Source organism: Paenibacillus sp. IHB B 3415 (assembly GCF_000802655.2).
Lineage (GTDB): Bacteria > Bacillota > Bacilli > Paenibacillales > Paenibacillaceae > Paenibacillus_AQ > Paenibacillus_AQ phytohabitans.
This window is the reverse complement of the sequence record NZ_JUEI01000002.1, coordinates 185,263-210,539: the sequence shown is the minus strand read 5'-3', so window position 1 is coordinate 210,539 and position 25,277 is coordinate 185,263. Positions and strand designations below refer to the sequence as shown.

Sequence of the window (25,277 nt, the reverse complement as noted above, 5' to 3'; positions counted from 1 at the left end):
TTTTTATTTTAAAATTTTAAGTATTACCTATTGTAATTCGTGAATTCCTATACTAAAATAAACCTAGAAATTGCGAAAACGTTTTTGCAAATAAATCTAATCTCACTGATTATAACGTTGATATAGAAGTCTAATACTTGCGTAAACGTTATGACAGAAAGGAAAATTATGGCGGATAAAGAGCTTACCATCAAAGATGTGGCCAGACTTGCGGGCGTCTCGGTGGCAACTGTCTCAAGAGTAATGAATGGCCGGGATCGTGTAAGTGATGCAACCCGCAAAAAAATCCTGAAGATGATCGAGGAGCTTAATTTCGTTCCGAATACGATGGCTGCGTCCATGGTCAACAAAAAGACCCATATGATTGCAGTCGTTGTTCCGGAGATTCAGAATCCGTTCTATACGGCCGTTATTGGCGGCACCGTGGAAGCGGCCAAGAAAGAGGGATTCTCCACACTCGTTGTCTCTACATATAACGATGAGGCGGAGGAGGAAGAGTTTTTCGAAGGTTTTCTGGGACGCAATGTCGACGGCATTATCCTTATCGGAACACATAAAGAGGCGGGATTCTACCGGAATATCCGCAAGCCTACAATCCTCGTGGACCGGTTTATCAACGATTGCGGGCATGACGGTGTTCTGATTGATAACTTCCGGGGGGCCTACGATGCGGTTAGGCATTTTGTGGACTATGGCCATGAACGTATCGCAATTATCGACGGAGCGCATGACTTCAATGACGGCAAAGACAGATATTGGGGTTATCATCAGGCTCTGCATGAGAAAGGTATCACGCCGGATTCCAATTATCATAAGCAAGGCCGGTGGCTTGAGGAAGACGGATACAGGTTTACGATAGAGCTTATGCAGGCTGAACAGCCGCCGACAGCAATTTTTGCTACCAACAATGTGATCTGTACAGGGGCTATTAAAGCCATCCGGGATTTGAATCTGCGGATCGGTGAAGATATTTCTTTAATTGGTTTCGACGAGAACGAACTCGCCCAGTTTGTCCAGCCCCAAGTGACTGTTGTGGGCAGGCCGATGAGAGAGATGGGGCTGCACGCGACGGAAATGCTTATTCAGAAGATCAAGGTGCCGACAAACGGGGCGTCCAAACTAAAAAAAGTGATACTGGATGTGGAGCTGATCAAGCGGGGTTCCGTTAAAAAACTAAAGTAGAGTAGTACGGGAGGAAGAGGTATGGCCAACATTCTTGTCGTAGGCAGCATGAATATGGATATTGTGACCCGGGTAGACCGGCTTCCTGTTCCCGGTGAAACGTTACATGGTCTGGGGACTGGCTTTCATACTGGAGGGAAAGGAGGCAATCAGGCCTGTGCCGCAGCGCGATCCGGGGCCAAGGTAGCGATCGCGGGAGGAGTAGGCTCCGACGCTTTCGGCATAGAGATATGCCGGAAGCTTGAAGATGAGGGGATCGATATCACAGCCATTGCCCGCAAGCCGGAAACGACCGGGATCGCACTCATTACCACTGATTCCTCAGGGGAGAACAATATTATCCTGTCGCCGGGAGCTAACTATAGTTATGGCGGAGACGATCTGGAAGCTCTGGATCTGTCCCTATACGATGTCATCCTCCTGCAGAATGAAATTCCAGGCTCCGTGAATCGCAGGATAATCGATAGGGCTGAAGCTGCAGGCGTCCCCGTATGCATGAACCCGGCTCCGGTGACCGGAATTGACCGTGACCAGCTCAGAGGAATACGCTTACTGATTATGAACGAAACCGAAGCGGAGGCACTGAGCGGGATGCGGATTGTAAGCTTCAAGGAGGCGTGCAGCGCGGGCCGGTTGTTATTGGAGGATGGAATTCCGCAATTGATTATTACACTGGGCAGCCAAGGGGCTGTATACATGGATGGTGACGGGAAGATCATCGGGATTCCCGCCTATCCTGTGGAAGCCGTGGACACTACAGCTGCAGGGGATACATTCATCGGAGCCTTCGCTTCAGCCTATTATGCGGGCAAGGAGCTGATTGACAGTCTGCAATATGCTTCCGCTGCAGCCGCGATAACCGTCTCCGCTCCTGGAGCTCAAAGCTCTATACCCGTGAAAGAGCAGGTGTATACTTTTCTTGAACAGGCCGGTTCCTAGCCGTAGAAATTCATAACTTACCATAGAAATATTAGTTTCCTTCGTGAAAAAGAGGTTTCTTCACCCAAACACTTTCGCAAATTAACGCTTTTAATTATTAAAGTAACTATAAAACCATGTTTCAGTAGCGAATGAAAAAGGGGGTCACAGAATGACTCAACCAGTATTGACCATGGAGGGTATTCGCAAAGAATTCCCGGGTGTAAAAGCTTTGACCGATGTCGGTTTCGAGCTGTATCCGGGTGAGGTCCACGCACTAATGGGCGAGAACGGTGCCGGCAAATCAACGCTGATGAAGATTCTTTCCGGCGTGTATCCGCCGACAGGGGGGACCGTCAGGTTAAAAGGCAAGGAAGCGGTCTTCCGCAGTCCGCTGGATGCCCAGCGCCAAGGTGTGTCGATCATCCATCAGGAGTTCAACCTGTTTACGAATCTGTCCGCAGCGGAGAATATCTTCATCGACCGGCCGGAAATGGCGGGCCGGTTCGGCCGGATCAAGTGGTCCAGAATGGTTGAAGAGGCCCAAGCGCTGGTCGACTCCATCGGAGGGGGTGACATCGATGTCCGTGAAGAGGTGCGGCATCTCGGTGTGCATAGCCAGCAGGTGGTCGAGATTGCCAAGGCGCTGTCCTTCAAGGCAGATGTGCTGATTATGGACGAGCCGTCAGCGGCGCTGCCCGAGAATGAAGTCAAGAAGATGTTTGAAGTCATCCGCCGGCTGCGGTCACAGGGTGTAGCCATCGTGTATGTCTCTCACCGGATGAAGGAAATCTTCGAAATTGCAGACAAGGTCACGGTTCTAAGAGATGGCCACAAGGTTGCTACTCAGCCTATTGGCGAAGTCACGGAGCAGAGCCTAATTCAGATGATGGTAGGTAAAGAGGTTCAGCAGTTGTATCCTGTCCGCAAGCAGCCGCATGGGAAAGAGGTAGTGCTTAAGGTAAGGGACCTGTCACTGGATACCAGCCACAAGATCTCATTTGAGCTGAGAAAAGGAGAAATTGTCGGGCTGTTCGGTATTCCGGGTTCCGGATCGCACACGGTTGCCGAGCGTCTATTCGGCCTGAAGCGGGGAAGCGGAGAGATCGAGATTAATGGACAGCCCGTCAAGATTACAAATCCCAGTGAGGCCAAAGCTAAAAAGCTGGCCTATGTCCCCCCTGACCGGCACCGCCAGGGCATCATTAAGCCGATGTCCATCAGGCAAAATATATCCTTCGCCATGCTGCCAGAGCTGTCCAAAGGACTGGTGCTGGACCGGAATGCCATTCAGCATGTGAGCGCTGAATATATGAAGAAGCTGCGGATCAAGGCGCCGGATGATGGCCAGACCGTGGATTTCTTAAGCGGAGGCAATCAGCAGAAGGTTGTCATCGGCAAATGGCTTGCAGCCCATCCGGATATTCTCATTCTTGAAGAACCCACGCGTGGCGTGGATGTGGGTGCCAAAGCGGAAATTTACAGCATTATTCACGAGCTCGCCCGGGAGGGGTTAAGCATACTGCTTATTTCTTCGGAAATGCCGGAGGTTATAGGACTCAGTGACCGGGTGCTGGTGATGTTCCAGGGTGATATAGTACATGAATTTGCCCATGGCGAAGCTGATCAGGAGCAGCTGCTCCAGCGGGCATCACATCCGCGCGGGAAGGGAGGCACCTTATGAAACGCATATCAAATATACATGAAGCACCTATTATGATATTCACGATCCTAGTCATCGTACTTTTCTCCATCATCACACCGGACTTCTTCGCCCTTTCTAATTTCAAGCTTATTCTGGATCAGAATACGACCATGTTTATTGTGGCAATCGGGATGACGATGGTCATTCTGCTGGGCGGCATGGATTTATCCGTAGGCTCTGTCCTGGCAGTGACAGCAACTTCTGTGGGGCTGTTTCTAAGTAAAGGGGTTTCCCCCGTCATAGCCGCTTTGCTCGGAGTCGTTATCGGTGTCCTTTGCGGAGTGGTGAACGGATATTTTATCGCTGTAAGGAAAATCCCGGATATCATCGTCACTTTGGCTACCATGTATATCTTCCGTGGGGTTGCCGTCGGGATAAGCGGCGGAACATGGATGAACAATTTCCCGGACAGCTTCCGCTTTTTCGGTCAAGGGATGGTGCTGGGGATTTCATTTCCGCTGATCATAGCCCTGCTCCTAATCGCCGTCTTCATCTATTTGCTGAAATACACCCGGGGAGGCAGAAGAATATACTCCGTCGGAGGCAACAGCTCTGCAGCTAAGCTGGCGGGCATTAATGTGGCCAGAACCAAGTTCCTGGTATATGTGTTGACCGGAATGCTGGTGGGAATCGCCTCCGTTATCTTTGCAGCCAAGGTAGGCAGTGTTCAGGCCTCGACCGCAGGCAACAGCCTGTCCTTTGAAGTCATGGCTGCGGTTCTGATCGGTGGAGGCAGCATCTTTGGCGGTGTAGGCACCATCGGCGGAACAATGCTCGGCGTACTCTTTATGGGCATCGTCAAGAACGGCCTGATTATTGCGAAGGTATCTCCGTTCTGGGTGGATGCAACCACCGGGTTTCTGATTATCCTGGCTATCGTTATCAATACGCTCCAGCGGGCACGCCAAAATAAAGGGAAAGAAGGGGATCTGGTATGAAAGCCTGGACAAGCCGTTTGCCGCTCAAATCGAATACGCTGCTCGTTCAGCTGTCACTGCTGCTGTTCATCCTAATCCTGTTCAGCTTCCTCTCCCCCTATTTCTTATCCGTTACGAACTTTATGAATGTACTGAACCAGATGGTTGAAGTCGGGCTTATCGCTATACCCATGACGCTGATCATTATTTCCGGTGCGATGGACCTGTCAGTCGGATCAATACTAGCTTTCTCCGCTGTATCTATGGGGGTCGCCTTTGAACGGGGCTTCAACATCTGGATTTGCGTCATTTTCGGCCTTGTGGCGGGTCTGATGTGCGGGGCTGTTAACGGTTACCTTATTGCAAGGCATAGGATGCAGGCGATTGTCGTCACCATAGGAATGCTGGTTATGCTCCGGGGTCTGGTATATGTCATCAATGAAGGCAGACCGATCAGCGGCTACCCGGATTCCTTCTACTTCCTTGGACAGCATTACATTGCAGGCATTCCATTTAATGCAATCGTACTGGTCGTGTTGTTCCTGATTGCCAGCTTCGTCATGAAGAAAACGAAGTTCGGCACCTATATTTACGGGATCGGCAACAACGAAGAGGTCGTACGCTATTCCGGCATTTCGGTAGTCCGTATCCGTTTCGTACTCTTTATGCTCAGCGGTTTGTTCTCTGCACTGGCGGGTGTATTCCTGGTGTCACGGCTGGCAAGCGCCGAAGCGACATCAGGTACCAATATAGAGCTGGATGTCATCACAGCGACTCTGATAGGCGGCACTCATATTTTTGGAGGGAGGGGAAGTCTTACCGGCACCTTTGTCGGTCTGCTGATTATTGTGTTCTTGCGTAACGGTCTGAATTTGCTGGGCGTTTCGGTGCTGTATCAGGCAGTCATTTTAGGAGCCCTGCTGCTGCTTGCGGTAGGAAATAAAAAAATTAGTGGAGAGTGAACCCTATGAAAAAAATGACATTAGCGTTACTGACTGGCGTACTTGCTTTGAGCTTGACTGCTTGTGGAAATACGGGGAATTCTCAGGCGGATACCGGCTCCCAGAGTAATAACGGGGCTGCCGCTTCCGGCACTAGAACCTACTTCATCAACCCGAAATCGATCGGGCCTGCTTACTGGGCTGCTGCGGAGAAGGGAGCCAAGCAGGCGGCCGGGGATATGGGTGTTGAGGTTGTATTCAATGCACCAACCGAGGCGGATTCATCCAAACAGATCAACATGATTCAGGACATGCTGACCCGCAAGGTAAGCGGAATCGGTGTATCTCCGAACGATGCCAAGGCGGTAGGACCTGTCTTCAAAAAAGCTGCTGACCAGGATGTGAAGATCGTCACCTGGGACAGCGATGCACCGGATACCGACCGTCAATATTATGTAGCCCCGGCCACTGATGAAGAAGTCGGAGAATTGCTGGCTAAGACAATCGGTGAAGAGATGGGCGGCAAGGGGCAGGTTGCCTTCATGGTGGCAGGTCTCGGCTCCCAGAATCAAATTGCCAAATCGGATGCGGCCAAAGCCTATTTTGCAGCTAACTATCCTGACATCGAGCTGGTAACGACCGTATCGAGCGACGATGACCAGCAGAAGGCTTATGCCAATGCCCAGAACTTAATCCAGACTTATCCGGATCTCAAAGGGATTATCGGGTTTGCGGGCGGTGAACCGCCGGCAGCGGCTGAGGTCGTTGAACAGGCGGTGAAGGCGGGCACGATTGAGCAGGGGCAGATCGCCATTACAGGTATTGCTGTTCCAAGCGTTGTGAAGAACTATATCGCCAACGGCACGATCAAAACGGATATTATCTGGGACCCGGGCAAGCTTGCATATACTACAGTTTACATTCTAGACCAGCTGGCCCAGGGCAATGAAATTAAAGACGGGATGGAGATCCCAACCGTGGGCGCTGTCAAGGTGGACGGACAGAACGTATTCATCGGCACGCTTGAAGTCACCAGTGAAAATGTGGACAGCTTTGACTTCTAGTCAAAGCTGGAATGGAGGCAGCTTATATGGAACATAGAGTCATCATAGAAGAATTGACGGGAACCGCATTTGCCCCGTATGGCAAAGTCATTGATCTGCCGGCAGCTGAGCCGTCCAAGACAGGTGACGGCTGGAACTGCTGGAGTTATATTCAGATGCTGGATGTGTCGGAGCCCATCGGCTTCGGCTTGGTGGAAACACAGCAGCGCGCGTTCGTGGTTACTGCGATGGAACGGCATGTAAGCCGCGAGGAGCTGCTGCTCACCTTCGACCGGGAGATCATTCAGCCCGTTGCCTACTGCAACGACATCGACGACCCGGAGGAGCAGCCTGATCCCACGACTGTGAAATGCTTCCGCATCAAGCCGGGACAAGCCATTGTCATCGGCCGCGGAGTCTGGCACAGCCCGGCTTATCCGGCGTCCGAAGATGCCCGGTATCTCTTTGCCATCGAGAAGAAGAAGGACAAGTTCGGAGATGAGATGATTAACCCGTGGGTGGATTTCATTGGTGGAGACACCATCCGGTTTGATTAAAGGTTAGACTACAGCAGGCGCCGTTACACCGGGAAGCAAGCCCGGTGCAGACGGACGAGAAGGAGCAGAGATAATGAATCAGGAACAGCAAGTCATGGAATGGATTGAAGATCATCAGGAGGAAATCCTGGGATTTTTGCAGCAGCTGATCCAGATTCCCAGCGTCAACCCGTGGTTCTTCGATCAACCGGGTCCTTCCAAAGAGAAGGAGGTTCAGGAATTTATCTCCCGTAAGCTGGAGGGCCTCGGCGCTGAGATCGAGATGTGGGAGCCGAATGCGGATGAACTGAAGCCATATGAAGGAATGGCGGGTTATTACCCGGGACGCGATTTCACCGGCAGACCGAATCTGGCAGCAACCTTCGGAAAAGACGCTCCCGGTAAGTCCTTGTTATTGTTCGGTCATATCGACGTTGTCATGGCTGGCTCGAAATGGACGGTTGATCCGTTCGAAGGCACGATCATGGACGGCAAAATGTACGGCCGCGGCACTGTAGATATGAAGGGCGGCGTTGCCGCAATGATTATGGCAGTGGAGGCGGTTCTGGCCAGTGGCCTTAAGCTGAAGGGACCCGTTGTAGTTGGAACCGTGGTGGATGAGGAAGCCGGAGGCATGGGGGCACTCGATTTCATTCACCACGGATACCGGGCCGATGCCTGTATATTGACCGAACCGACCTCGCTGACGATTGCTCCGCTGTGCAGGGGGATTCTGTGGGGCAAAATCAAGATTCAGGGCCGGAGCGGCCATATCGAAATGCCGCAGGCGGACTGGAAAGACGGCGGCGCAGTGGACGCCATCAAGAAAGCACGCTATATCCTGGATGCGTTCGACCGGTTGAATGAAGAGTGGGCAGTAAGCAAGACTCATCCTTATTTATCGATTCCCTGCCAGGTGCATGTGGCCCAGCTTAACGCCGGTGAATACCCGACCTCATTTGCGAATGAGGCAGAGATTGTCTTTAATGCGCAGTACCTGCCGTCCGAGCGTGATGAGAAGCTGGTCGGAGGGAACGTGAAGAAGGAATTGACAGACTTCCTGCGCCAGGCTGCCCTGCAGGATCCATGGCTGAGTGAGCATCTGCCGGAAATCGAGTGGATGGTCGACGCGGATTGTGCAGAAACCGATGTGGCTCATCCGTTTGTGCAGACCTGTGTCCAGTCCCTGCAGGCGATTGGCGAGGCAGGCACCATCGAAGGGCTTGGCTTCCACACTGACATGGGCTGGCCGGTTAATGTAGGTATTCCGACGATTAACTTCGGTCCCGGTGACCCGAGCCTGGCTCATCACAGCGATGAATTCACACCCGTACATGAAGTGATCCAGGCTGTGAAAATGATGGCCAAGACGATTATCGACTGGTGCGGGACAGAGAAGGCTTAAGCTTGCGATCAACCGGCCGTGCAGGCCTTAATGACTATATACGGAATACGGAGGGGCTATGATAATATGAAAATTTTGTTTGTTGGAGAATCCTGGGTAGTGCATATGATTCATACCAAGGGCTATGACAGCTTTACATCCACGAAGTATGAAGAAGGGGCAACTTATCTGCTGTCCTGTCTGCGCAAAGAGGGGATTGAGGTAACCTATATGCCTGCCCATGAGGTCCAGGTCCGGTTTCCCCAGTCGCTTGAAGAGCTTAAAGCGTATGATGCCATAGTCATCAGTGATGTAGGAGCGAACACGTTCCTGCTGCAGAACCCGACTTTCTACCAGATGCAAATCATACCCAACGCTCTGGACAATATTAAGCAGTATGTAGAGGAAGGCGGCGGTTTGCTGATGGTCGGCGGCTACCTGACGTTTATGGGAATTGAGGGTAAGGCGAATTACACGAATACGGTACTGGCCGAGGTGCTGCCGGTTATTATGCAGAGCGGCGATGACCGGGTGGAGATGCCGTCCGGGTTCTCACCCGCCGTTGCCAAAGAACATCCGCTTGCAGGCTACGGCGAGTGGCCGAAGCTGCTGGGATACAACAAGCTGGCGGCCAAGACGGATGCCGAGGAGCTGCTGAGCCATAACGGTGATGCCATTCTTACCGTTGGCACTTACGGCAAAGGCAGAACCGCTGCCTTTGCCAGCGACTGCTCACCGCACTGGGGCTCCACGGAATTCATGGAATGGGAGCACTATTCAGCATTCTGGGCTAACCTCGTCAAGTCGTTGAAGCAGGGTTGACATCAGATTTTGACGAGAGAATTCAATGTACAGCAAGAACAGCGTCTTCCGTAGCCGGAGGATACTGTTCTTTTTTATATTACTTTTAGCCTTTTAAGTTATTACCAAATTCATTTAAGGGATTACATTTTCTTATTTGCCCTGGAAGCTATAATGAAGGACATGAGAGCTCCTTAATACAGCCGGAGGGATGAGAGAAATGAAAGCGGTTTTATACAATCAGCGAAATCGTGTCGGAATAAATAAGAGAAATACTTTTTGGTTCAGAATAAAAAGAGATGCCATCCTCTATGCCCTTTTGCTGGTGCCTCTGTCGTACATTGCCATTTTTAAATATGCTCCCATCTATGGCTTGATTATGGCATTCCAGGATTACAACATCTTCGCAGGAATAAGGGGGAGCGAGTGGGTTGGACTCGATGTGTTCCGGTTTATTTTCCAGCAGGACAGCTTCTATCGTGCACTGAAGAATACGCTGGTTCTGAATGTTCTGGATTTGATCGCGGGATTCCCGGCGCCCATATTGCTGGCCATTCTGCTCAATGAAGTAAGGCAGGCCAGATTCAAGAAGTTAACCCAGACGGTCCTGTATCTGCCGCACTTTATGTCCTGGGTGATCATTGGGGGGATTGTATACCTGATGTTCTCGAACAGCGGGATGGTCAATCATTTCATAGCTGCCCTCGGACTAGAGAAGATTGAGTTCCTGTCGCAGAAAATCCCCTGGCTGATCACCTACATCTTCGTGGGAGTCTGGCAGAATATCGGCTGGGGGACCATCATTTATCTGGCGGCGATCACCGGAATCAATAAGGAATTGTATGAGGCCTCCGATATGGACGGGTGCAGCAGGCTTCGCAAAATGTGGCATATTACCCTGCCCGGCATTAAGCCGACCATCAATATTTTGCTGATCCTTCAGATTGGCCGGATGGTGTCCATCGGGTTCGACCGCCCCTTCGTGATGGGGAATTCACTGGTCAGTGAATATTCCGATGTAATCAGTACCTTCGTGTATAGAGTGGGCATCAGCTCGGGAGACTTCTCCCAGGCTACAGCGGTAGGCTTGTTCCAATCCGTGGTCGGTCTGACCCTGCTTATAGGCGCCAACTATATCGCGAAGAAATTAGGTGAGGATGGAATATGGTGAAGATGATGAAGAACGTGCGTCCAGGGAAAAAAATGAGTGTAGCGGATATTGCGATTATTGTATTTATCGTGGCCTTATCCTTCACATGTATTGTTCCGTTCCTGTACATGATAGCGCTTTCCCTAAGCTCCAATGAAGCCATCGTTTCCCAAAAAGTAGGACTGTGGCCGGTAGGCTTCACAATAGAGACGTACAAAACGATCTTGAGCGATGTGGATATGCTGTATACACTTGGATACAGTATTGTGCTTACAATTTTCTACACTGTCGTGTGTATGTTCCTGACCATTTGCGCAGCGTATCCGTTAACGAAGAAACGCCTGTGGGGAAGAAACTTTATTTTGTCAGCCCTGGTCTTCACCATGTATTTCAGCGGCGGTCTGATTCCCTCCTACATTCTGGTTAAGAACCTTGGCATGATGAACACGGTATGGAGTCTGATTCTGCCGGGCGCCATGAGTGTCTTCAATCTGATCATACTGAAAACGTTCTTCACCTCGCTTCCTGAGAGTTTGGAGGAATCGGCTGCCATTGACGGGTGTACGGATTTGGGCATTCTCATCAAGATTGTGCTCCCCCTCTCGCTGCCTTCCATTGCCACATTAAGCCTCTTCTATTCGGTGGACAGATGGAATGGATTCCAGGATGCCTTGTTCTATATTACCAAAAAAGAGCTGTACCCTATGCAGTTGAAGCTGTATCAGATCATTTCGGCCAATCAGCAGCTGGATAGCCAACAGGGAGGAGAAGGAAGTATCGGCTCCTACATTGTGCCTGAGTCACTGAAAGCGGCCAGTGTCATGTTTACAACGATCCCAATTCTATTGATCTATCCCAAACTGCAGAAGTATTTCGTAGACGGTGTGATGACCGGGGCAATCAAGGGCTGATAGAACAACATATTAGATCAAAGGAGGGGATTCCAGGACAGTTGAATGGTAAATGTAAAGCTGCAAGGGTTTACAGCATGAACGATTTCAATAAATAGGGTCTTGAAAGGGTGGTTTATAGTGAAGACGGGCATGAAAAAATTAACAGCAGTTCTGTGTAGTACAGTGCTTTTGGCCGGTGTTGCGGCAGGCTGTGGAGGGAATGGCAACAAGAGCGGGGAGACATCGTCGTCAGAGGCCTCAACGACTGCATCTGGGGCCCCTTCCGGTGCTCCGGTAACCTTGACGGTAGAAGTGTTCGACCGCGGGGTTCAGGGACAGCCGGATTTGAACAACAACAAATGGACCCAATATGTCAATGAGAAATTCGGCAAGCCCAATAATGCCGTGGTAGAATTTGTTCCTGTCCCCCGCTCCCAGGAAGTCGACAAGCTGAATGTATTAATGGCTGCGAACCAGGCCCCTGATATTTCCTTCACCTACGACGGGACACTGGTCACCCGCTTCGCCAAAAGCAAGGGACTCTATACACTGGACGAATTGCTGGAGCAGCACGGGCAGCAATTGAAGGCTTACCTGGGCGAGAATGTGCTATCCTACGGCAAATATGACGGCAAACAGGTCTCCATCCCGGGCAAGCGGACCCTGCTGGCCTGGAACGGAATGTTCATCCGCAAGGATTGGCTGGATAAGCTGGGCCTGCCGCTTCCGACGAACCGGGATGAATTGTATGAGACGCTGGTGGCCTTCCGCGACAAGAACCCCGGTAATGTAGACGGCGTCATCCCTTGGGCTACAGCGGCTGCCGGTATGAACTACACCTTCGGCAATCTGGTGCAATCGTTCTGGAAGCCCATGTCCGAGGAGGAATTCGTCACTACGCCCAACTGGCTGAAGCCAGGCAACAAGGAGGCCTACCAATGGCTGAACAAGCTGTACAATGAGAAGCTGATCAGCCCAGATTTTGCCCTGGACAAAACAACCAAGCAGGCGGATGCCGATGTAACCAACGGCAAAGTAGGCTTCTATGCCGCCAACTGGGATTATCCGATGACACAAAAAATTCGTGTTCCGCTGAAGCAAAACGCGCCGGAGGCCAATTATGTTCCGATTGATACCTTCAAAAATGACGAAGGCAAATACCTCAAAGAGGTATATAATGAGAATGGAATATTCTCCTTTATTCCCAAGAGCAGCAAGAATGCGGAGCTGGCGATAAAATATCTGAACTGGATGGCTGACCCGGAAGTGATGTTCTTCCTGCAGTTCGGTGATGAAGGTGTTAACCACAAGCTGGTTGACGGCATTCCGCACGGGATTGAACAGAGCGGCGAAAAAATGCAAATGAGCAATTTGAATATGGATTATACGATGATTGTAAACGGCGCTGAGCTGGGTGATACCGAAAAGAATGTCAGAACATACGCGGCAGCGCTGGCAGCCGGGGAAAAGAGTTACGAGAAGCTGGCTACCGATTCCTATGCAATCAATACAACGGACGGCTATAGCAGCTTCAACTATGGCGTACCGAACGAAGCCAATATCAAGTACGGCAAAACCCTGGGCGACATGAACAAGCAAATGATTGACAGGCTGATCGTTGCCAAGCCGGCAGAGTTCGATGCTCTGTACGATAAGCTGGTTAAAGAATATATGGACGCCGGCGGCCAGGCCGTTCAAGAGGCGAATGTGAAGAATTACAGGGAAGTCACAGCCAAACAATAGTTCATCATGGAATCCGGATAAACCACTGATTGTTCTTCACCGTGGTTTATCCTAATTTCCTGTTCAGGAGGCTACCCATGTTCAAGGTCATGATTGTAGATGATGAGTCATGGGCGATAAGAGGAATTCAGAACGCCTTTGACTGGGAGAAATACGGTTTTGAAATCACAGGACAATTTACAAGCGCTTACAAAGCGTGGGAGGCCATGTGTACACAGCAGCCGGACTTGGTGTTTACGGATATCCGGATGCCGGATATCTCCGGGCTGGATCTGATGAAGCGGGCCAGAGCGCAAGGGCTGAACACCGAGTTTGTCATCGTAAGCGGATATGGAGAATTTGAATACGCCCAGGAAGCGATACGCTACGGGGCGCTCGATTATTTCCTGAAGCCTCTGGACGTGGATATGGCGGATACATTCATTGCGAAGCTGGCGAGTCACTTCACCCGGAGAAGTGCAGCACGCAATCACCTTCTTCTGGATGCGCTGACCTCGGGGGATGAGACCGAGATCAGGCGGTTCCTGCCGCTTCCGGCCAGCATGGCTGTATGCTATTACCAGGTGTTTGCGGTCTATTTGTTGAGTGACATTAAGGATATCAGGAAGCTGTTGTCTCCGGGGGGCAGAAATATAACTGCCGTGGAGGTTGAAGCCGGGTCCCGGAAGCTGCTGGTCGTGCGGATGGCAGAGCATTTGAGCGGCTTGGAGTGGACCCCGGATGAAGGGGTGCTGACAGAGACAGGAATCCAAAGTGTAGGCATCAGCAGCATCACCAGCCAGCTTCAGCAGGTGAGCAAGCTGATTAAAGAAGCTGACCTGTCCGCCTCGCATATTTTTCTGGAGCAGACGGCAGCAGCCGTTCACTATGAGCCGAAGCTTCATCTCGTGAAACCTTGCATTGATGGACTCTATACGATCATTCACGGGAATTCGCTTGACGAGATGGATGTGTACATTACAGGACTGCAGGAATACTTCAGGAACCATCATCTGGGCATGGGTGAGGTGGTCTACTTATGGAATCAGGCTGTCGGGATGCTTATCAACGCGTATGCTAAGGAACTGAGGGACATGGAGCTGGAATTCCTCAATTATTCCGAGATCAAGGAACGGTTCGAAGACTTTGCGTCTCTGTGCAGCTTCTTGCATGACGTCCTTACGGTCATCCGGCAAGGCAGCAGCCGTTCCTTGCAGGAAGGGGATATCCTATCCTGCTTCAACCGGATGGTCGCCTATATCGACCGGAACTTTGAGCAGAAGCTGTATCTGAAGGATTTGTCTGTCCAGTTCTTTATTAATCAGGTGTATTGCTGTCAGTTGTTCAAGAACAATCTGGGCAGAACCTTCTCCGAATATGTGGCAGAGCTGAGGATCAGGAAAGCCCGGGAGCTGCTGAAGCAGACGGACCTGTCCATTGAGCAAATTGCCGTTAAGTCCGGGTATGTGGATTATTATTATTTCAATAAAGTGTTCAAGAAGCATTGCGGGAAGACGCCCACCAAATTCAGAAAAAGCTAATCGGATCGGAGCGGTAAGCCATGAAGACCAGTAAAGTGAAATTAAAACATCAGATATGGCTTATCTTTTTTTTCTCGATCGTTATATTTACCGTCATGGAGATCTATTTCTTCCATAGCTTCTCTAATTTAACCCAGAAGCGGGCTGCCACTTACGGCAACCAGATGATTGAACAGACCCGCCGCAAGATTGATACTGTGTTCAATGATATCCGGGTCAGCACCGGCATTGCAGTCAACAGCAAGCTGATTCAGGAATTCTCCGTGGAGGTTGATGACTACAAAAGAGCGTTCGACAGCGGTCCGTATGCACTGGATCTTATGGAATATATGAGATCCTTCAATTCCTATGTGAACGGCATTGTCATTAACGACATCAAGGGAAGGCGGCTGCATAGTCTGGACTCGGCAAGCGGCGATATATTCTTCATCAACCCCTATGAAACTTTTATTCAGAAATATAAGGATGACCCCATGCTGCGGGAGCAGGGGATGTTCACCACGATTCTGAAGGACGACCGCACAGGTACGGAACAATTCTTCTATATCGCGCCGATTGTGGAGAATATAGGTGGAATCCATTTCTCTCAGATTACAGGTTACTGCACCGTGATGGTCAATATGGACAAGCTGCAGGGGCTGGTGGAAAATACAGAATTAACAGCCAATTCCACCTTGTACATACTGAATAACCGGGACGAAGTAATCGCCTCCACGAATTCCAGTGCACGAGGCACGTTGTTCCGGGAAGTTCTGTCTATGGACAAGGACAGTCTGCTTCACGGCGTAAAGACTACCATTGACGGAGAAGAGATTCTCGTTCAGGTCAAGGGTCTGGAGCAGGCAGACGGATGGCGGGTGGTCAGTATGATTCCGGTGCATGAACTGACTGCGGACATGGCCCCGATGCGGAAGGTCAGTATTATCGTCGGCATTGGCATTATTCTAACCATGCTCTTAACCGGCAGCTTCTTCCTGAACAATCTGATGCGTCCGTTAATGGGACTTGTTATGGATATGAAGAGGGTCGGGCGGCGGGACATGGGCTTCCGCATTAAAGTCCGGTTCACGAATGAAGTAGGCTTGCTGGCCCGCGACATTAACCGGATGATGGATGAAATGGAGGAGATGGCCCGGGATATGTTTGCTACCCAGGCCAGACTCTATGAATCCGAGCTGAGCCAGAAGCAGGCGGAGTTCTCTGCCCTGCAGAGCCAGATTAATCCCCATTTCCTCTATAATACACTGAACTGTATCAGCAGCATCGGATTGGAATACGGAAGCAGGGAGATTGCGCAAATTACATTCTGCATGTCTAAAATCTTCAGGTACAGCATCAAGAAGGATAATCTTGTACAGATTAGGGAAGAAGTGGACTGTATTCAGGCCTATATGAAGATTATCTTAATCCGCTACGAGAATAAATTCTCCATGGAGCTTGATGTGAAGGAGAGTCTGCTATCTATGAAGACGCCTAAGATGATCCTCCAGCCTATTGTGGAGAATTCTGTCTACCACGGGCTGGAGCGGATGGACGAAGGCGGCCGGCTCCTGGTTACCGGAAGGATGGATGCGCATGGAGATGTGTGCTTCTGTATTACAGATACAGGGAAAGGAATGGAACCGGAGGAGCTGGCCGCCCTCCAGGCCAAGCTGGGTATGGAGTACCCGGCGCGGGCATCAGACGGACCACCGGCACAAGGCATTGGGATCACCAATATCCATAACAGGCTCCGGCTGCTGTTCGGAGAAGGTTACGGGATCACCATAGAAAGCCGGTTCGGGCATGGAACGACAGTGACCGTGAAGATTCCGCAGCTGGTTAATGACCGCATATCTTTAGAAGAGTAGCCTTTGAAAGAGTAACAGCAACTCAGAAAATTATGAGATGAACGAAGGGGATATGAGCTATAACTACACCGATCCTGCGGACAGAATATCCCCTTCCGCAATTCGTAAGATCCGGCTGGATTCCCAAGGTTCCCCTGGAGCTCATCAGACAGATCGTTGCCGGGAAGGCCAGATAGGCTAATCGAATGTGCAACCAGGACACTTCCTTTAACCGGGAGGTGTCTTTTTGGATTGCATTTGATTGTAGCTTCATAAGCTGGCAACAGTATGGGCAAGGATGTGGCAGCGCCTGTCGCCGGAAATAGTTGGATTCTCAACACTTGCTCAGGAACAGAGGAGCCCTTGCCGGGTAACAGGTGGATAATCAGCACTTATTAGGCTGTAAATCGATCAGATTAAAGGAAAGGCCTGAAACTAAATGACGTTTATCCAACTAATCATTTATTCCATATAAGAGGCACTAAAGAAATAAACAAAAAGTCGAATTTCCACCGCGAAGAGCCGTATTAATCAAGAAATCTGGTGACAACAGCGGCCGGAAGTCCAAATGTTCACCGCAGTGACGACGAAGCTTCAAGTTCAATACTTAAGTGCCTAAAGTCGAATTTCCACCGCGAAGAGCCGTATTAATCAAGAAATCTGGTGACAACAGCGGCCGGAAGTCCAAATGTTCACCGCAGTGACGACGAAGCTTCAAGTTCAATACTTAAGTGCCTCTTATATAACCTCAGATTTGCCCTCCGGGTGATTTTATTCAAAGATAAGAAATTATGAGTTTCACACGATAACTTATCCTACTATTTCTCGCTGAAACAGAACCATTTAAAAGGACGGCGTTGCCGTTTCTGCTTGTTTCCTGCCACAGGTAAAGCACTTTTTCTAAAACGGTTACAAAAACCATTTAAGATAGTACATTTTTTTAATGTTCTCCAGAAGGTAGAATGAGGACGCTAACCCGAAAAATCTAAACAAGAGGGAGATGAAAAAATGAAAGCGTTTTTATCTATCGAAGGAGGGCTGCACATGCCTGGCAAAAAATCCAGAGTTCTGCTGCTGTGTCTCGCACTGCTGCTGATGCTGCCACAATGGGGCGGGGTGGCTGCTGCGGAAGAGTCGATGCCGGCTTCGCCGGAGCCGGCGGTTGTACAGGGAGGGAATAAAGTGTCCGATTTCTACAATGTTATTATGCAGACGGGAGCCGATCCTTGGGTATACCAGCATACGGACGGCTATTATTACAACGTATTCGTCAATGCCAGCGGGATCATGATTCGCAGGGCGAAGACCATCACCGGCATTGAAGCGGGCGAGCGGAGCCTGGCCTGGACACCGGTTAAAGGAACACAGTACAGCTCCAATGTGTGGGCGCCGGAAATGCACTATCTCAAAGATACGGACGGAGCGTACAAATGGTATATCTACTTCGCAGCCGACAACGGAACTAACGCCAACCACCGTATGTACGTGCTGGAGAACGCCAGTGCAGATCCGCTGAGCGGAACCTGGGAGTTCAAAGGGAAAATTACCGATCCCACCGACCGCTGGGCGATCGACGGCACAGTGCTGACGGTGGGTGAACAACACTATTTCATCTGGTCCGGCTGGGAAGATATGGACGGAAGCTTCCAGAATCTATACATCGCCCGGATGAGCGACCCGCGGACCATCAGCTCGCAGCGGGTACTGATATCTACGCCTGAGCATGATTGGGAGACGTCCCCGGGCAGAATCAATGAAGGCCCGCAGATCACTATAAAGGGCGACACCATTAACCTGATCTATTCTGCCAACGGAAGCTGGACGGACAGCTACTGTCTCGGGCTGATTACCGCCAAGCTCGGCGATGATCCGCTGAATCCGGGCTCCTGGATCAAGCGCGATCAGCCGGTCTTCTCCAGCGCGAATGGCGTCTACGGCCCGGGCCACCACAGTATCGTCACCTCTCCAGACGGTACAGAGGACTGGATTATCTACCATACCGCGCGCTGGCCGGGCTCAGGCTGGACCCGCAATGTCCGTGCGCAGAAGTTCACCTGGAATGCAGACCATACACCGAACCTGGGAGAACCCGCCGATCCGAACAGACCGCTTGCAGTGCCTTCGGGTGAGCCGGTGCGGACGCGTTATGAAGCGGAAGCAGCGATACTGGTGCAAGATCCGGCTGGTGAATCTTTCCCGGCTGTCCGGCGGGAAGCCTCCGCTTCCGGCGGGATGAAAGTCGCCAATATCAGGAACCCCAATGATTATGCCCGGTTTACAGTTAACGTGCCGGAGGCGGGATTTTATATGCTGTCTGTGCGTAATGCCAATGGCTCAACGGGGGCGGGAGATGCCTCCCATATCCTGTCGGTCAACGGCGGTTCCGGTGCCAATCTGAACATCGTCTATTCGGGCGATAACCGCTGGGGAGCTTCCACGGCGAAAGTCTATCTTCAGCAAGGCGATAACCTCCTCCGTTTCTCGAAGGGGAACAATCTGGCCGAGATCGACAGTATGGACGTATTCCGGCTTGATACGGCGGAGCTTCTATTCGGCTCTCCGGGGTATGCGCTGGGACTGGGGGAAATCCGCAGCTTGCCTCTGTATACGGTAACAGGTACTACCTATTCCGCTGTTAACACGGGAGTTGTCCTCAGCTCTTCCGATACGAAGGTGGCTGTTATTGAAGGCGGGAATCAGATTAAGGCTGCCGGTGCTGGAAGTGCCATCATTACCGCATCTTACAACGGGAAAATGGCCACAACCGCAGTTAATGTTGCTGCTGAACCTAAATCTGTGCAGTCCGTAGTCTTCAGCGGGTTGAAGCCCATTCTGATCAGCGGGCAGACCAGCTTACCACTTCAGCTAACAGCACATTACAATAACTATGAAGTACAAAATGTGACACAGAATGCCCAGTATACCAGCAGCGATCCCGGAGTGGCCCGGATAGATTCTGATCCAGTCACCCGTTCAGTATACGCGGTTAAACCGGGCACAGCCTTCATTACAGCCGCATATAGCGGCAAGCAGGTCACCTTCCGCTTGAAGGTAATTGCAGCATCGGATGCGATTCAAGTAGCTTCTGTAGTGAGGACTCCTTCTGGTGTAAGCCCCAAGCTGCCCGGCATTGTGGATGTCGTTTACAAAAATAAACCGAAGCAGGCCGCTGTCGTCAGCCGGGAGCTGACAGGACTTGATTTCAGTTCGATTGGCACAGTTCAGGTGCCTGTTACCCTGAAGCTGGCCGGACGTGAGTTCTTCTCCACCGTTTCCGTAGAAGTTGTTCCGGGTTATGGTCTGGATGAGATTGTGAACCAGCTCCGCGGCAAGCTGGTCAATTTCTCCTATCCTTTGGGCGACGGGCTAGGTAACTATAGTCAATCCAAGTATAACGCCTTCGTGGCCGAAGTGGATCACGCGGAGGAACTGGCCGGGAACGCGAATTTGACCAAAGAGCAGTTTGACGGGGAGCTTAATAAGCTTGCTGAAGCAGAAGCCGCCCTGTTAGCTTCGCTTAACACTACACAGGATGGTGTGTTCTATAACGCTTACCGGGATTTCTCCGGCGACACGGCGGGCAAATACCCATACGGCATTGTCAGCGAAGCTCTCACTGGTGGCGCTACCGCCACTGTGCAGGAGGAAGGCGGGAATAAATTCCTCCGGCTGACGACTACCGCTACAGCGGGCAAGGCCAATCTGTTCCTGCCATATACAGGTGAGGTCAAAGCTGAGGCGGATCAGCGCGTCGTCATCGAATACCGCGTCAGATTAAACAGCAGCTTCCAGTACGCTAATGGAGCCATGGTGAGAAACGACAGCGGTACCGGCAATTATTCCATGGTCACGGCGTTTGATACGGGTAAAATCATCGTGCAGAATGGAGCCTCCAATAAGGTTAAGGTTAAAGACTTCAGTCTGAGCACATGGTACAAAATCAAAATGGTCGCTAACTGGGACGCCAAGACTTATACCGTCTATATTAACGATGCTCCGGTTCCGGTGGCCACGGACTTCAGCTTCCGCCATACCGGCGGCAGCAAGCTGACCGGCCAGCTGTTCGGCATCGACGGCTACGCGAACGCCTCTATCGACTTCGACGATTTTAAAGTCAGGGTTACCGGAGATTAACCAATAATGGGGTGAGCTGAAGTGATCCGATATTCAAAACGTTTGTTTGCAATGATGATCACAATCGTACTTTTGGCCGGGGTGATGCCCGCCTATGCTGCCAATACTCCCCCTTTAGAGGATGGTGGAATAGTATCTGAAGCGGGGAACCCCGGTGATTTCCCTCTGGCGGCTAACGGAACGGCAGCGGCCCTCTGGGTTGACGCCGGGGAGAAAGCTCCAGTCAGACGCGTGGTGAATGACTTGAAGGAGGATATCAGGCGGGTCACCCGTCTGGACGCCTATGTGAATAGCGGGGCCGCCTTGCCCCATGGCCCCGTCGTGATCGTGGGTACACTGGCTGACAGCGCTCAGATCCAGGCGCTTATCACCGAAGGGAAGATCAGCGCAGCTGAAGTAAGCGCAATTGAAAACAAATGGGAAGCCTACCTTATCAAGGTGGTAGACGGCAATACGCTGGTCATCGCCGGATCGGATTCCCGTGGAGCCATCTTTGGCGTATACGAGCTCTCGGAACGGATGGGGGTAGACCCGTGGTATTTTTTCGCAGACACTGCAATCCAAACCAAGGATGAGGTATATATAGCGGCCAATACTTCGGTTACTGACATGCCCGATGTGCAGTACCGGGGCGTATTCCTCAATGATGAGGAGAAGCTCAGCCGCTGGGCCAAGGAGGTCTTCCAAGACCCGGACACGATGGGGCCGCACACTTATGCCAGAATTTTCGAGCTCATTTTGCGGCTGAAGGGCAATTACCTCTGGGCGGCCATGCATGTCAATTCAATCAACAATGTGCCGGGCAATATGGAGCTGGTACAGGAATACGGCATCGTGCTCGGCTCCAGTCATCCCGATATGCTGCTGCGTACGAACACCCACGAGTGGGATGAGTGGAAAAAGAGCTATGCTGCCCGGAAGGGGGTTAACCCCGACACGATCCAGTACGATTACACCGTAAGCAAGGAGGCCGTGCTTCAGTACTGGCGGGAAAATATTGAACGCCATCAGGATACTGATGCGCAGTGGACGCTAGGGATGAGGGGAATCCATGACGAGGCTTTCAATGTAAAGAATCTCATGGAACCTGCTTTTAATTACCTGGGCGGTGATCTGGAAGAGCGCAAAGCTGCCCTCATGAATGAGATCATCCGGGAACAGCAGAAGCTGCTTCGGGAGATACTAGGCCAGGATAAATACGAGAATGCCTTCCTGGCGTTCATCCCTTACAAGGAAGTTCTGCCTATCTATAATCATCCCGGATTTGATCTGCCGGAGAATGTGACCGTGATCTGGTGCGATGATAATCACGGAATCATGCGGAGTGTTCCGGATGCCGCAGAACGTGCGCGCGAAGGCGGTCACGGTCTATACTATCATGTTTCTTACTGGGCACCAGTTGACCAGAGCTATTTGTGGCTCAATTCGATCCCCCTGGCCCTGATCGGCGAAGAGCTAAGCAAGTCATGGGATCATCAGATCCGCAAGTCATGGATACTCAATGTGGGCGATATCAAGCCGCAGGAGGCCGAGATGACCTTCTTCATCCGTTACGGGTGGGACACAGAGAAGTACAAGAACCGCGCGGATCAATTTCTGAAGGACTGGGCTTCCGAACATTTTGGCAGTGCGTACAGTGATGAGACCGCTGACATTCTGGGCACCTTCTACCAGCACACTAATGTCCGCAAGCTTGAGCATATGAAGGCGGGCCTGTTCAACCAGACGGACTACGGGGATGAGAGCTCCAGGCGCATGGCGGTATACCAGGACTTGTTCAACCGTACCGCCGCTATCTACAATGCGTTGCCTGAGGCGCAGAAGCTGAGCTTCTATGAACTGGTGCAATCCAAAATAAACTGGGCCTATTACGTCAACAAAGCCTACTATTATGCGGATCGAAGCAATCTCGCTTCCGATCAGGGCAGGATGGCTTCCGCTGATACGTTCCTCAAGCTCTCTCAGGAGGCTGATCGGGCAAAAAAAGCGGAGATTGCGCGCTACAGCACGATAGCAGAGGGCAAATGGAAGGGATTCATCGATCCCGAGATTGCGCCACCTCCGGTCATTAATCAGCTTCCGCCCGGCACACCTGCTCTGGTGCTGGGCGACCCGTCCATGGGGGTGGTCGTGCAGGGTGAGGTAATGCCGCAGGAGAACTCCAGTCTGGTCTTCTCCCCATACAACCAGGATGGCAAGTTCGTTCTAGTCTTCAACAAAGGAGCCGGCAGCATCAGCTGGACGGCCGCCGCCGATCAGCCATGGATACAGCTATCCGCTGGGGCAGGAACCGTAAGCGACGAGACCCGGCTCTGGGTGACCGTGGATCAGATGGAAGCCCACCAGGGCGCAATCGCTGCAATTACGATTACCGACACTGCCGCAGGCACGAATAAGATCATTCAGGTGGTCATTGAGAATCCGGCAGTACCTCTGTCCGCCATTCAAGGCTACGCGGAGGCTGACGGCTATGTCTCGATCGAAGCCGAGCATTACAGCCGCTTGAACCCGAACGGCGCTAAGACCTGGCAGATCATCCCTGATCTGGGGCGTGCTTTTGGCGGAGATGTCGTGCGTGCCTATGCTCCAGACCTGAGTGCCGTGGAGGAGAGTGCGGTCACCTCATCTGCTCCAAGCCTGGAGTATGACATTAACCTGACCTCTGCCGGGGAGTTCCCGCTGGAGATCTACCGGATTCCCACGCTGAATTCCAAGGGGAAGGTACGCTTTGCAGTATCTGTAGATAACGAAGCCCCGATGGTTGTGGAATCGGCCGCCGCCGATGAGGGGCAGGGCACCATCTGGGTCAGCAACATCTTCCATATGATCGAGAAGCATGTGGTGAATCTTCCGGCTCTGTCAGCGGGACAACACTCGATCAAGCTGTGGATGGTAGATAACTTTATTATGGTTGACAAAATGGTGCTCTACACCGGTCTGGAGGGTATTATTCCAACCGAGCTGGGTCCTGACGAGAGTTACCACCACGAATACAACACATCCTTCAGCTCCGGCACTGATCTTCTGCCTTGGACCCTGGCGGCAGCGCAGCCGAAGAATATCCCGGCCGGCTGGGGCGGGGGAGCTTTTGTAGAAGCGGATGGAAAGGTGGGCATTGAAGCCGAATACGCCATGGAGCATGTGCTTGAATCCGAAGATCAGATTACCGCGGATATGAAGGCGTACACCGTCTCAAAGCGGGATAAGGCCCTGGCGGCAGGGAAGCTTCCCAATGCCTGGCGTCTGACTCAATCAGACACCGGCATGGCCATGCGCCTTCCCGATCTGGGCGGACAATGGTCAGAGAATGCAGAATTCCCTGTATATAGTCCGGAATTGACGTACACCATCCATTTCAGCAACACGGGTACGTACAATGTCTGGGTCCGCTGGCGGTATGTTGACAACGCTTCCGATTCCATTCGCGGCGGGCTGGACGGCACGCTTGGCAACTTCTCTGCAGATGTATTCTTCAGCAATAATCTGGATGAGAAGTGGCACTGGAAAAACGTAGGCAAGGTTACCGCCGCCACAGCAGCCGAACATGCCTTCAGCCTGTGGATGCGCGAGGACGGTCTGTATATCGACCGTATCTACCTGACGAAGAGCGGCGAGACGCCGACCGACGTCCTCTGGACGCCCTCTCTGCGCACAGAGAGTACTGTAGGGCAGAGGCTCCAGACCGCTGTGAACGCGAAGCGCGCCGCAATGTCCGGAATCTCTTATCCCTTAGGTGACGCTCCCGGTCAATACAGTCAGGCGGCATACGCCTCCTTAATGAGCGCCCTTGCTGCGGCGGATGCCTTGGCCATGAGCGGTACAGCTTCGCAGCAGCAAGCGGATGAAGCCCTGAATGCCATTACTGCCGCCGAGACAGCGCTGGATAACTCCCTCCTCCTTACAGGGGGTGGCGTGACCTATAATGTATACCGGGATTTCTCGGGTGATACGGCAGGCAAATATCCTTACGGCTTTAACGTTGAGGGGATGACTAATGGTGCTACGGCCACTGTGCAGGAGGAGGATGGGAATAAGTTCCTGCGGCTGACCACAGCTTCTGCTTCCGGCAAGGCTGACCTGTTCCTTCCATATGCAGGTGAGGTCAAGGCAGCTGCGAATCAGCGGATCGTTATCGAATACCGTGCCAGAGTCAACAGCAGCTTCCCGTACGCCAATGGCGCCATGGTGAGAAATGACAGCGGGAGCAGCAATTACTCCATGGTCACGGCGTTTGATACGGGTAAAATCGTTGTGCAGAATGGAGCCTCCAGCAAGGTTAAGGTTAAAGACTTCAATCTAAATACATGGTACACAATCAAAATGGCGGCTAACTGGGATGCCAAGACGTACAGCGTCTATATTAACGATGATCCGGTTCCGGTGGCTACTGACTTCGCCTTCCGCCATACCGGCGGCAGCAAGCTGACAGGCCAGCGGTTCGGTATCGACGGCTACGCCAACGCCTCCATCGACTACGACGACTTTAAGGTTAGCAAGATTAATATTAATACTGATGCCGATACTGCCCAGCCGGAAACATATGATACACCTGCTGAAGCAGCGGGAGCCCTGGAGGGATAG

General features: G+C 51.6%; 16 protein-coding genes. All 16 read left to right on the top strand.

From position 1 onward, the window contains the following. The first annotated feature begins 168 nt into the window (after positions 1-168). The 16 genes from QW71_RS01390 to QW71_RS01315 all read left to right on the top strand — a co-directional run bounded on the left by QW71_RS01390 (position 169) and on the right by QW71_RS01315 (position 25,277). Complete coding sequence (locus tag QW71_RS01390; protein ID WP_039292118.1) at positions 169-1,182, top strand: LacI family DNA-binding transcriptional regulator; 1,014 nt, start codon at positions 169-171, stop codon at positions 1,180-1,182. A gap of 21 nt (positions 1,183-1,203) precedes the next feature. Continuing rightward, positions 1,204-2,121 (top strand): ribokinase, encoded by a 918-nt coding sequence (locus tag QW71_RS01385; protein WP_039292114.1) that lies wholly within the window; start codon positions 1,204-1,206, stop codon positions 2,119-2,121. Positions 2,122-2,272: 151 nt separating this feature from the next. Then, a complete protein-coding gene (locus tag QW71_RS01380; RefSeq protein ID WP_039292112.1) occupies positions 2,273-3,784 on the top strand; it encodes a sugar ABC transporter ATP-binding protein in 1,512 nt (503 codons plus the stop codon). Next, positions 3,781-4,743 carry an ABC transporter permease gene (locus QW71_RS01375; protein ID WP_039292109.1) on the top strand — a complete coding sequence of 321 codons (963 nt, stop codon included), beginning with the start codon at positions 3,781-3,783 and terminating at the stop codon, positions 4,741-4,743. Before QW71_RS01380 ends, QW71_RS01375 begins: the two co-directional genes overlap by 4 nt. After that, positions 4,740-5,684, top strand: coding sequence for an ABC transporter permease (locus tag QW71_RS01370; RefSeq protein WP_039292108.1), 945 nt, complete (start codon positions 4,740-4,742; stop codon positions 5,682-5,684). The genes QW71_RS01375 and QW71_RS01370 overlap by 4 nt, the downstream gene beginning before the upstream one ends. Before the next feature lie 5 nt (positions 5,685-5,689). After that, positions 5,690-6,727, top strand: a complete 1,038-nt coding sequence (locus QW71_RS01365; protein ID WP_039292105.1) for an autoinducer 2 ABC transporter substrate-binding protein — start codon at positions 5,690-5,692, stop codon at positions 6,725-6,727. Between the two features lie 26 nt (positions 6,728-6,753). After that, entirely contained in the window at positions 6,754-7,263 is a 510-nt protein-coding gene (locus QW71_RS01360) for an ureidoglycolate lyase (RefSeq protein ID WP_039292103.1), read from the top strand. Positions 7,264-7,336: 73 nt separating this feature from the next. Beyond that, positions 7,337-8,647, top strand: a complete 1,311-nt coding sequence (locus tag QW71_RS01355) for a M20 family metallopeptidase (protein WP_039292100.1) — start codon at positions 7,337-7,339, stop codon at positions 8,645-8,647. A gap of 66 nt (positions 8,648-8,713) precedes the next feature. Continuing rightward, positions 8,714-9,448: a glutamine amidotransferase gene (locus QW71_RS01350; protein WP_039292097.1), complete on the top strand. Its 735-nt coding sequence runs from the start codon at positions 8,714-8,716 to the stop codon at positions 9,446-9,448. 199 nt (positions 9,449-9,647) lie between these two features. After that, on the top strand, positions 9,648-10,598 hold the full coding sequence (locus QW71_RS01345; protein ID WP_039292095.1) for a sugar ABC transporter permease: 951 nt from the start codon (positions 9,648-9,650) through the stop codon (positions 10,596-10,598). Further along, on the top strand, positions 10,592-11,488 hold the full coding sequence (locus tag QW71_RS01340) for a carbohydrate ABC transporter permease (protein ID WP_039292092.1): 897 nt from the start codon (positions 10,592-10,594) through the stop codon (positions 11,486-11,488). Before QW71_RS01345 ends, QW71_RS01340 begins: the two co-directional genes overlap by 7 nt. 120 nt (positions 11,489-11,608) lie before the next feature. After that, positions 11,609-13,213: an extracellular solute-binding protein gene (locus tag QW71_RS01335; protein WP_152679664.1), complete on the top strand. Its 1,605-nt coding sequence runs from the start codon at positions 11,609-11,611 to the stop codon at positions 13,211-13,213. Positions 13,214-13,290: 77 nt separating this feature from the next. Next, on the top strand, positions 13,291-14,733 hold the full coding sequence (locus tag QW71_RS01330) for a response regulator (RefSeq protein WP_039292090.1): 1,443 nt from the start codon (positions 13,291-13,293) through the stop codon (positions 14,731-14,733). 20 nt (positions 14,734-14,753) lie between these two features. Next, on the top strand, positions 14,754-16,583 hold the full coding sequence (locus QW71_RS01325; protein ID WP_039292087.1) for a sensor histidine kinase: 1,830 nt from the start codon (positions 14,754-14,756) through the stop codon (positions 16,581-16,583). 1,023 nt (positions 16,584-17,606) lie between these two features. Beyond that, positions 17,607-20,696, top strand: a complete 3,090-nt coding sequence (locus tag QW71_RS38455) for a family 43 glycosylhydrolase (protein WP_083442359.1) — start codon at positions 17,607-17,609, stop codon at positions 20,694-20,696. Between the two features lie 21 nt (positions 20,697-20,717). Further along, positions 20,718-25,277, top strand: coding sequence for a glycosyl hydrolase 115 family protein (locus QW71_RS01315; protein WP_039292364.1), 4,560 nt, complete (start codon positions 20,718-20,720; stop codon positions 25,275-25,277).

Coding starts and splice junctions, on each gene's coding strand:
- QW71_RS01380 (WP_039292112.1), top strand. CDS start 2,273: ATGACTCAACCAGTATTGACCATGGAGGGTATTCGCAAAGAATTCCCG.
- QW71_RS38455 (WP_083442359.1), top strand. CDS start 17,607: ATGCCTGGCAAAAAATCCAGAGTTCTGCTGCTGTGTCTCGCACTGCTG.
- QW71_RS01375 (WP_039292109.1), top strand. CDS start 3,781: ATGAAACGCATATCAAATATACATGAAGCACCTATTATGATATTCACG.
- QW71_RS01360 (WP_039292103.1), top strand. CDS start 6,754: ATGGAACATAGAGTCATCATAGAAGAATTGACGGGAACCGCATTTGCC.
- QW71_RS01370 (WP_039292108.1), top strand. CDS start 4,740: ATGAAAGCCTGGACAAGCCGTTTGCCGCTCAAATCGAATACGCTGCTC.
- QW71_RS01350 (WP_039292097.1), top strand. CDS start 8,714: ATGAAAATTTTGTTTGTTGGAGAATCCTGGGTAGTGCATATGATTCAT.
- QW71_RS01330 (WP_039292090.1), top strand. CDS start 13,291: ATGTTCAAGGTCATGATTGTAGATGATGAGTCATGGGCGATAAGAGGA.
- QW71_RS01355 (WP_039292100.1), top strand. CDS start 7,337: ATGAATCAGGAACAGCAAGTCATGGAATGGATTGAAGATCATCAGGAG.
- QW71_RS01385 (WP_039292114.1), top strand. CDS start 1,204: ATGGCCAACATTCTTGTCGTAGGCAGCATGAATATGGATATTGTGACC.
- QW71_RS01365 (WP_039292105.1), top strand. CDS start 5,690: ATGAAAAAAATGACATTAGCGTTACTGACTGGCGTACTTGCTTTGAGC.
- QW71_RS01340 (WP_039292092.1), top strand. CDS start 10,592: ATGGTGAAGATGATGAAGAACGTGCGTCCAGGGAAAAAAATGAGTGTA.
- QW71_RS01325 (WP_039292087.1), top strand. CDS start 14,754: ATGAAGACCAGTAAAGTGAAATTAAAACATCAGATATGGCTTATCTTT.
- QW71_RS01390 (WP_039292118.1), top strand. CDS start 169: ATGGCGGATAAAGAGCTTACCATCAAAGATGTGGCCAGACTTGCGGGC.
- QW71_RS01345 (WP_039292095.1), top strand. CDS start 9,648: ATGAAAGCGGTTTTATACAATCAGCGAAATCGTGTCGGAATAAATAAG.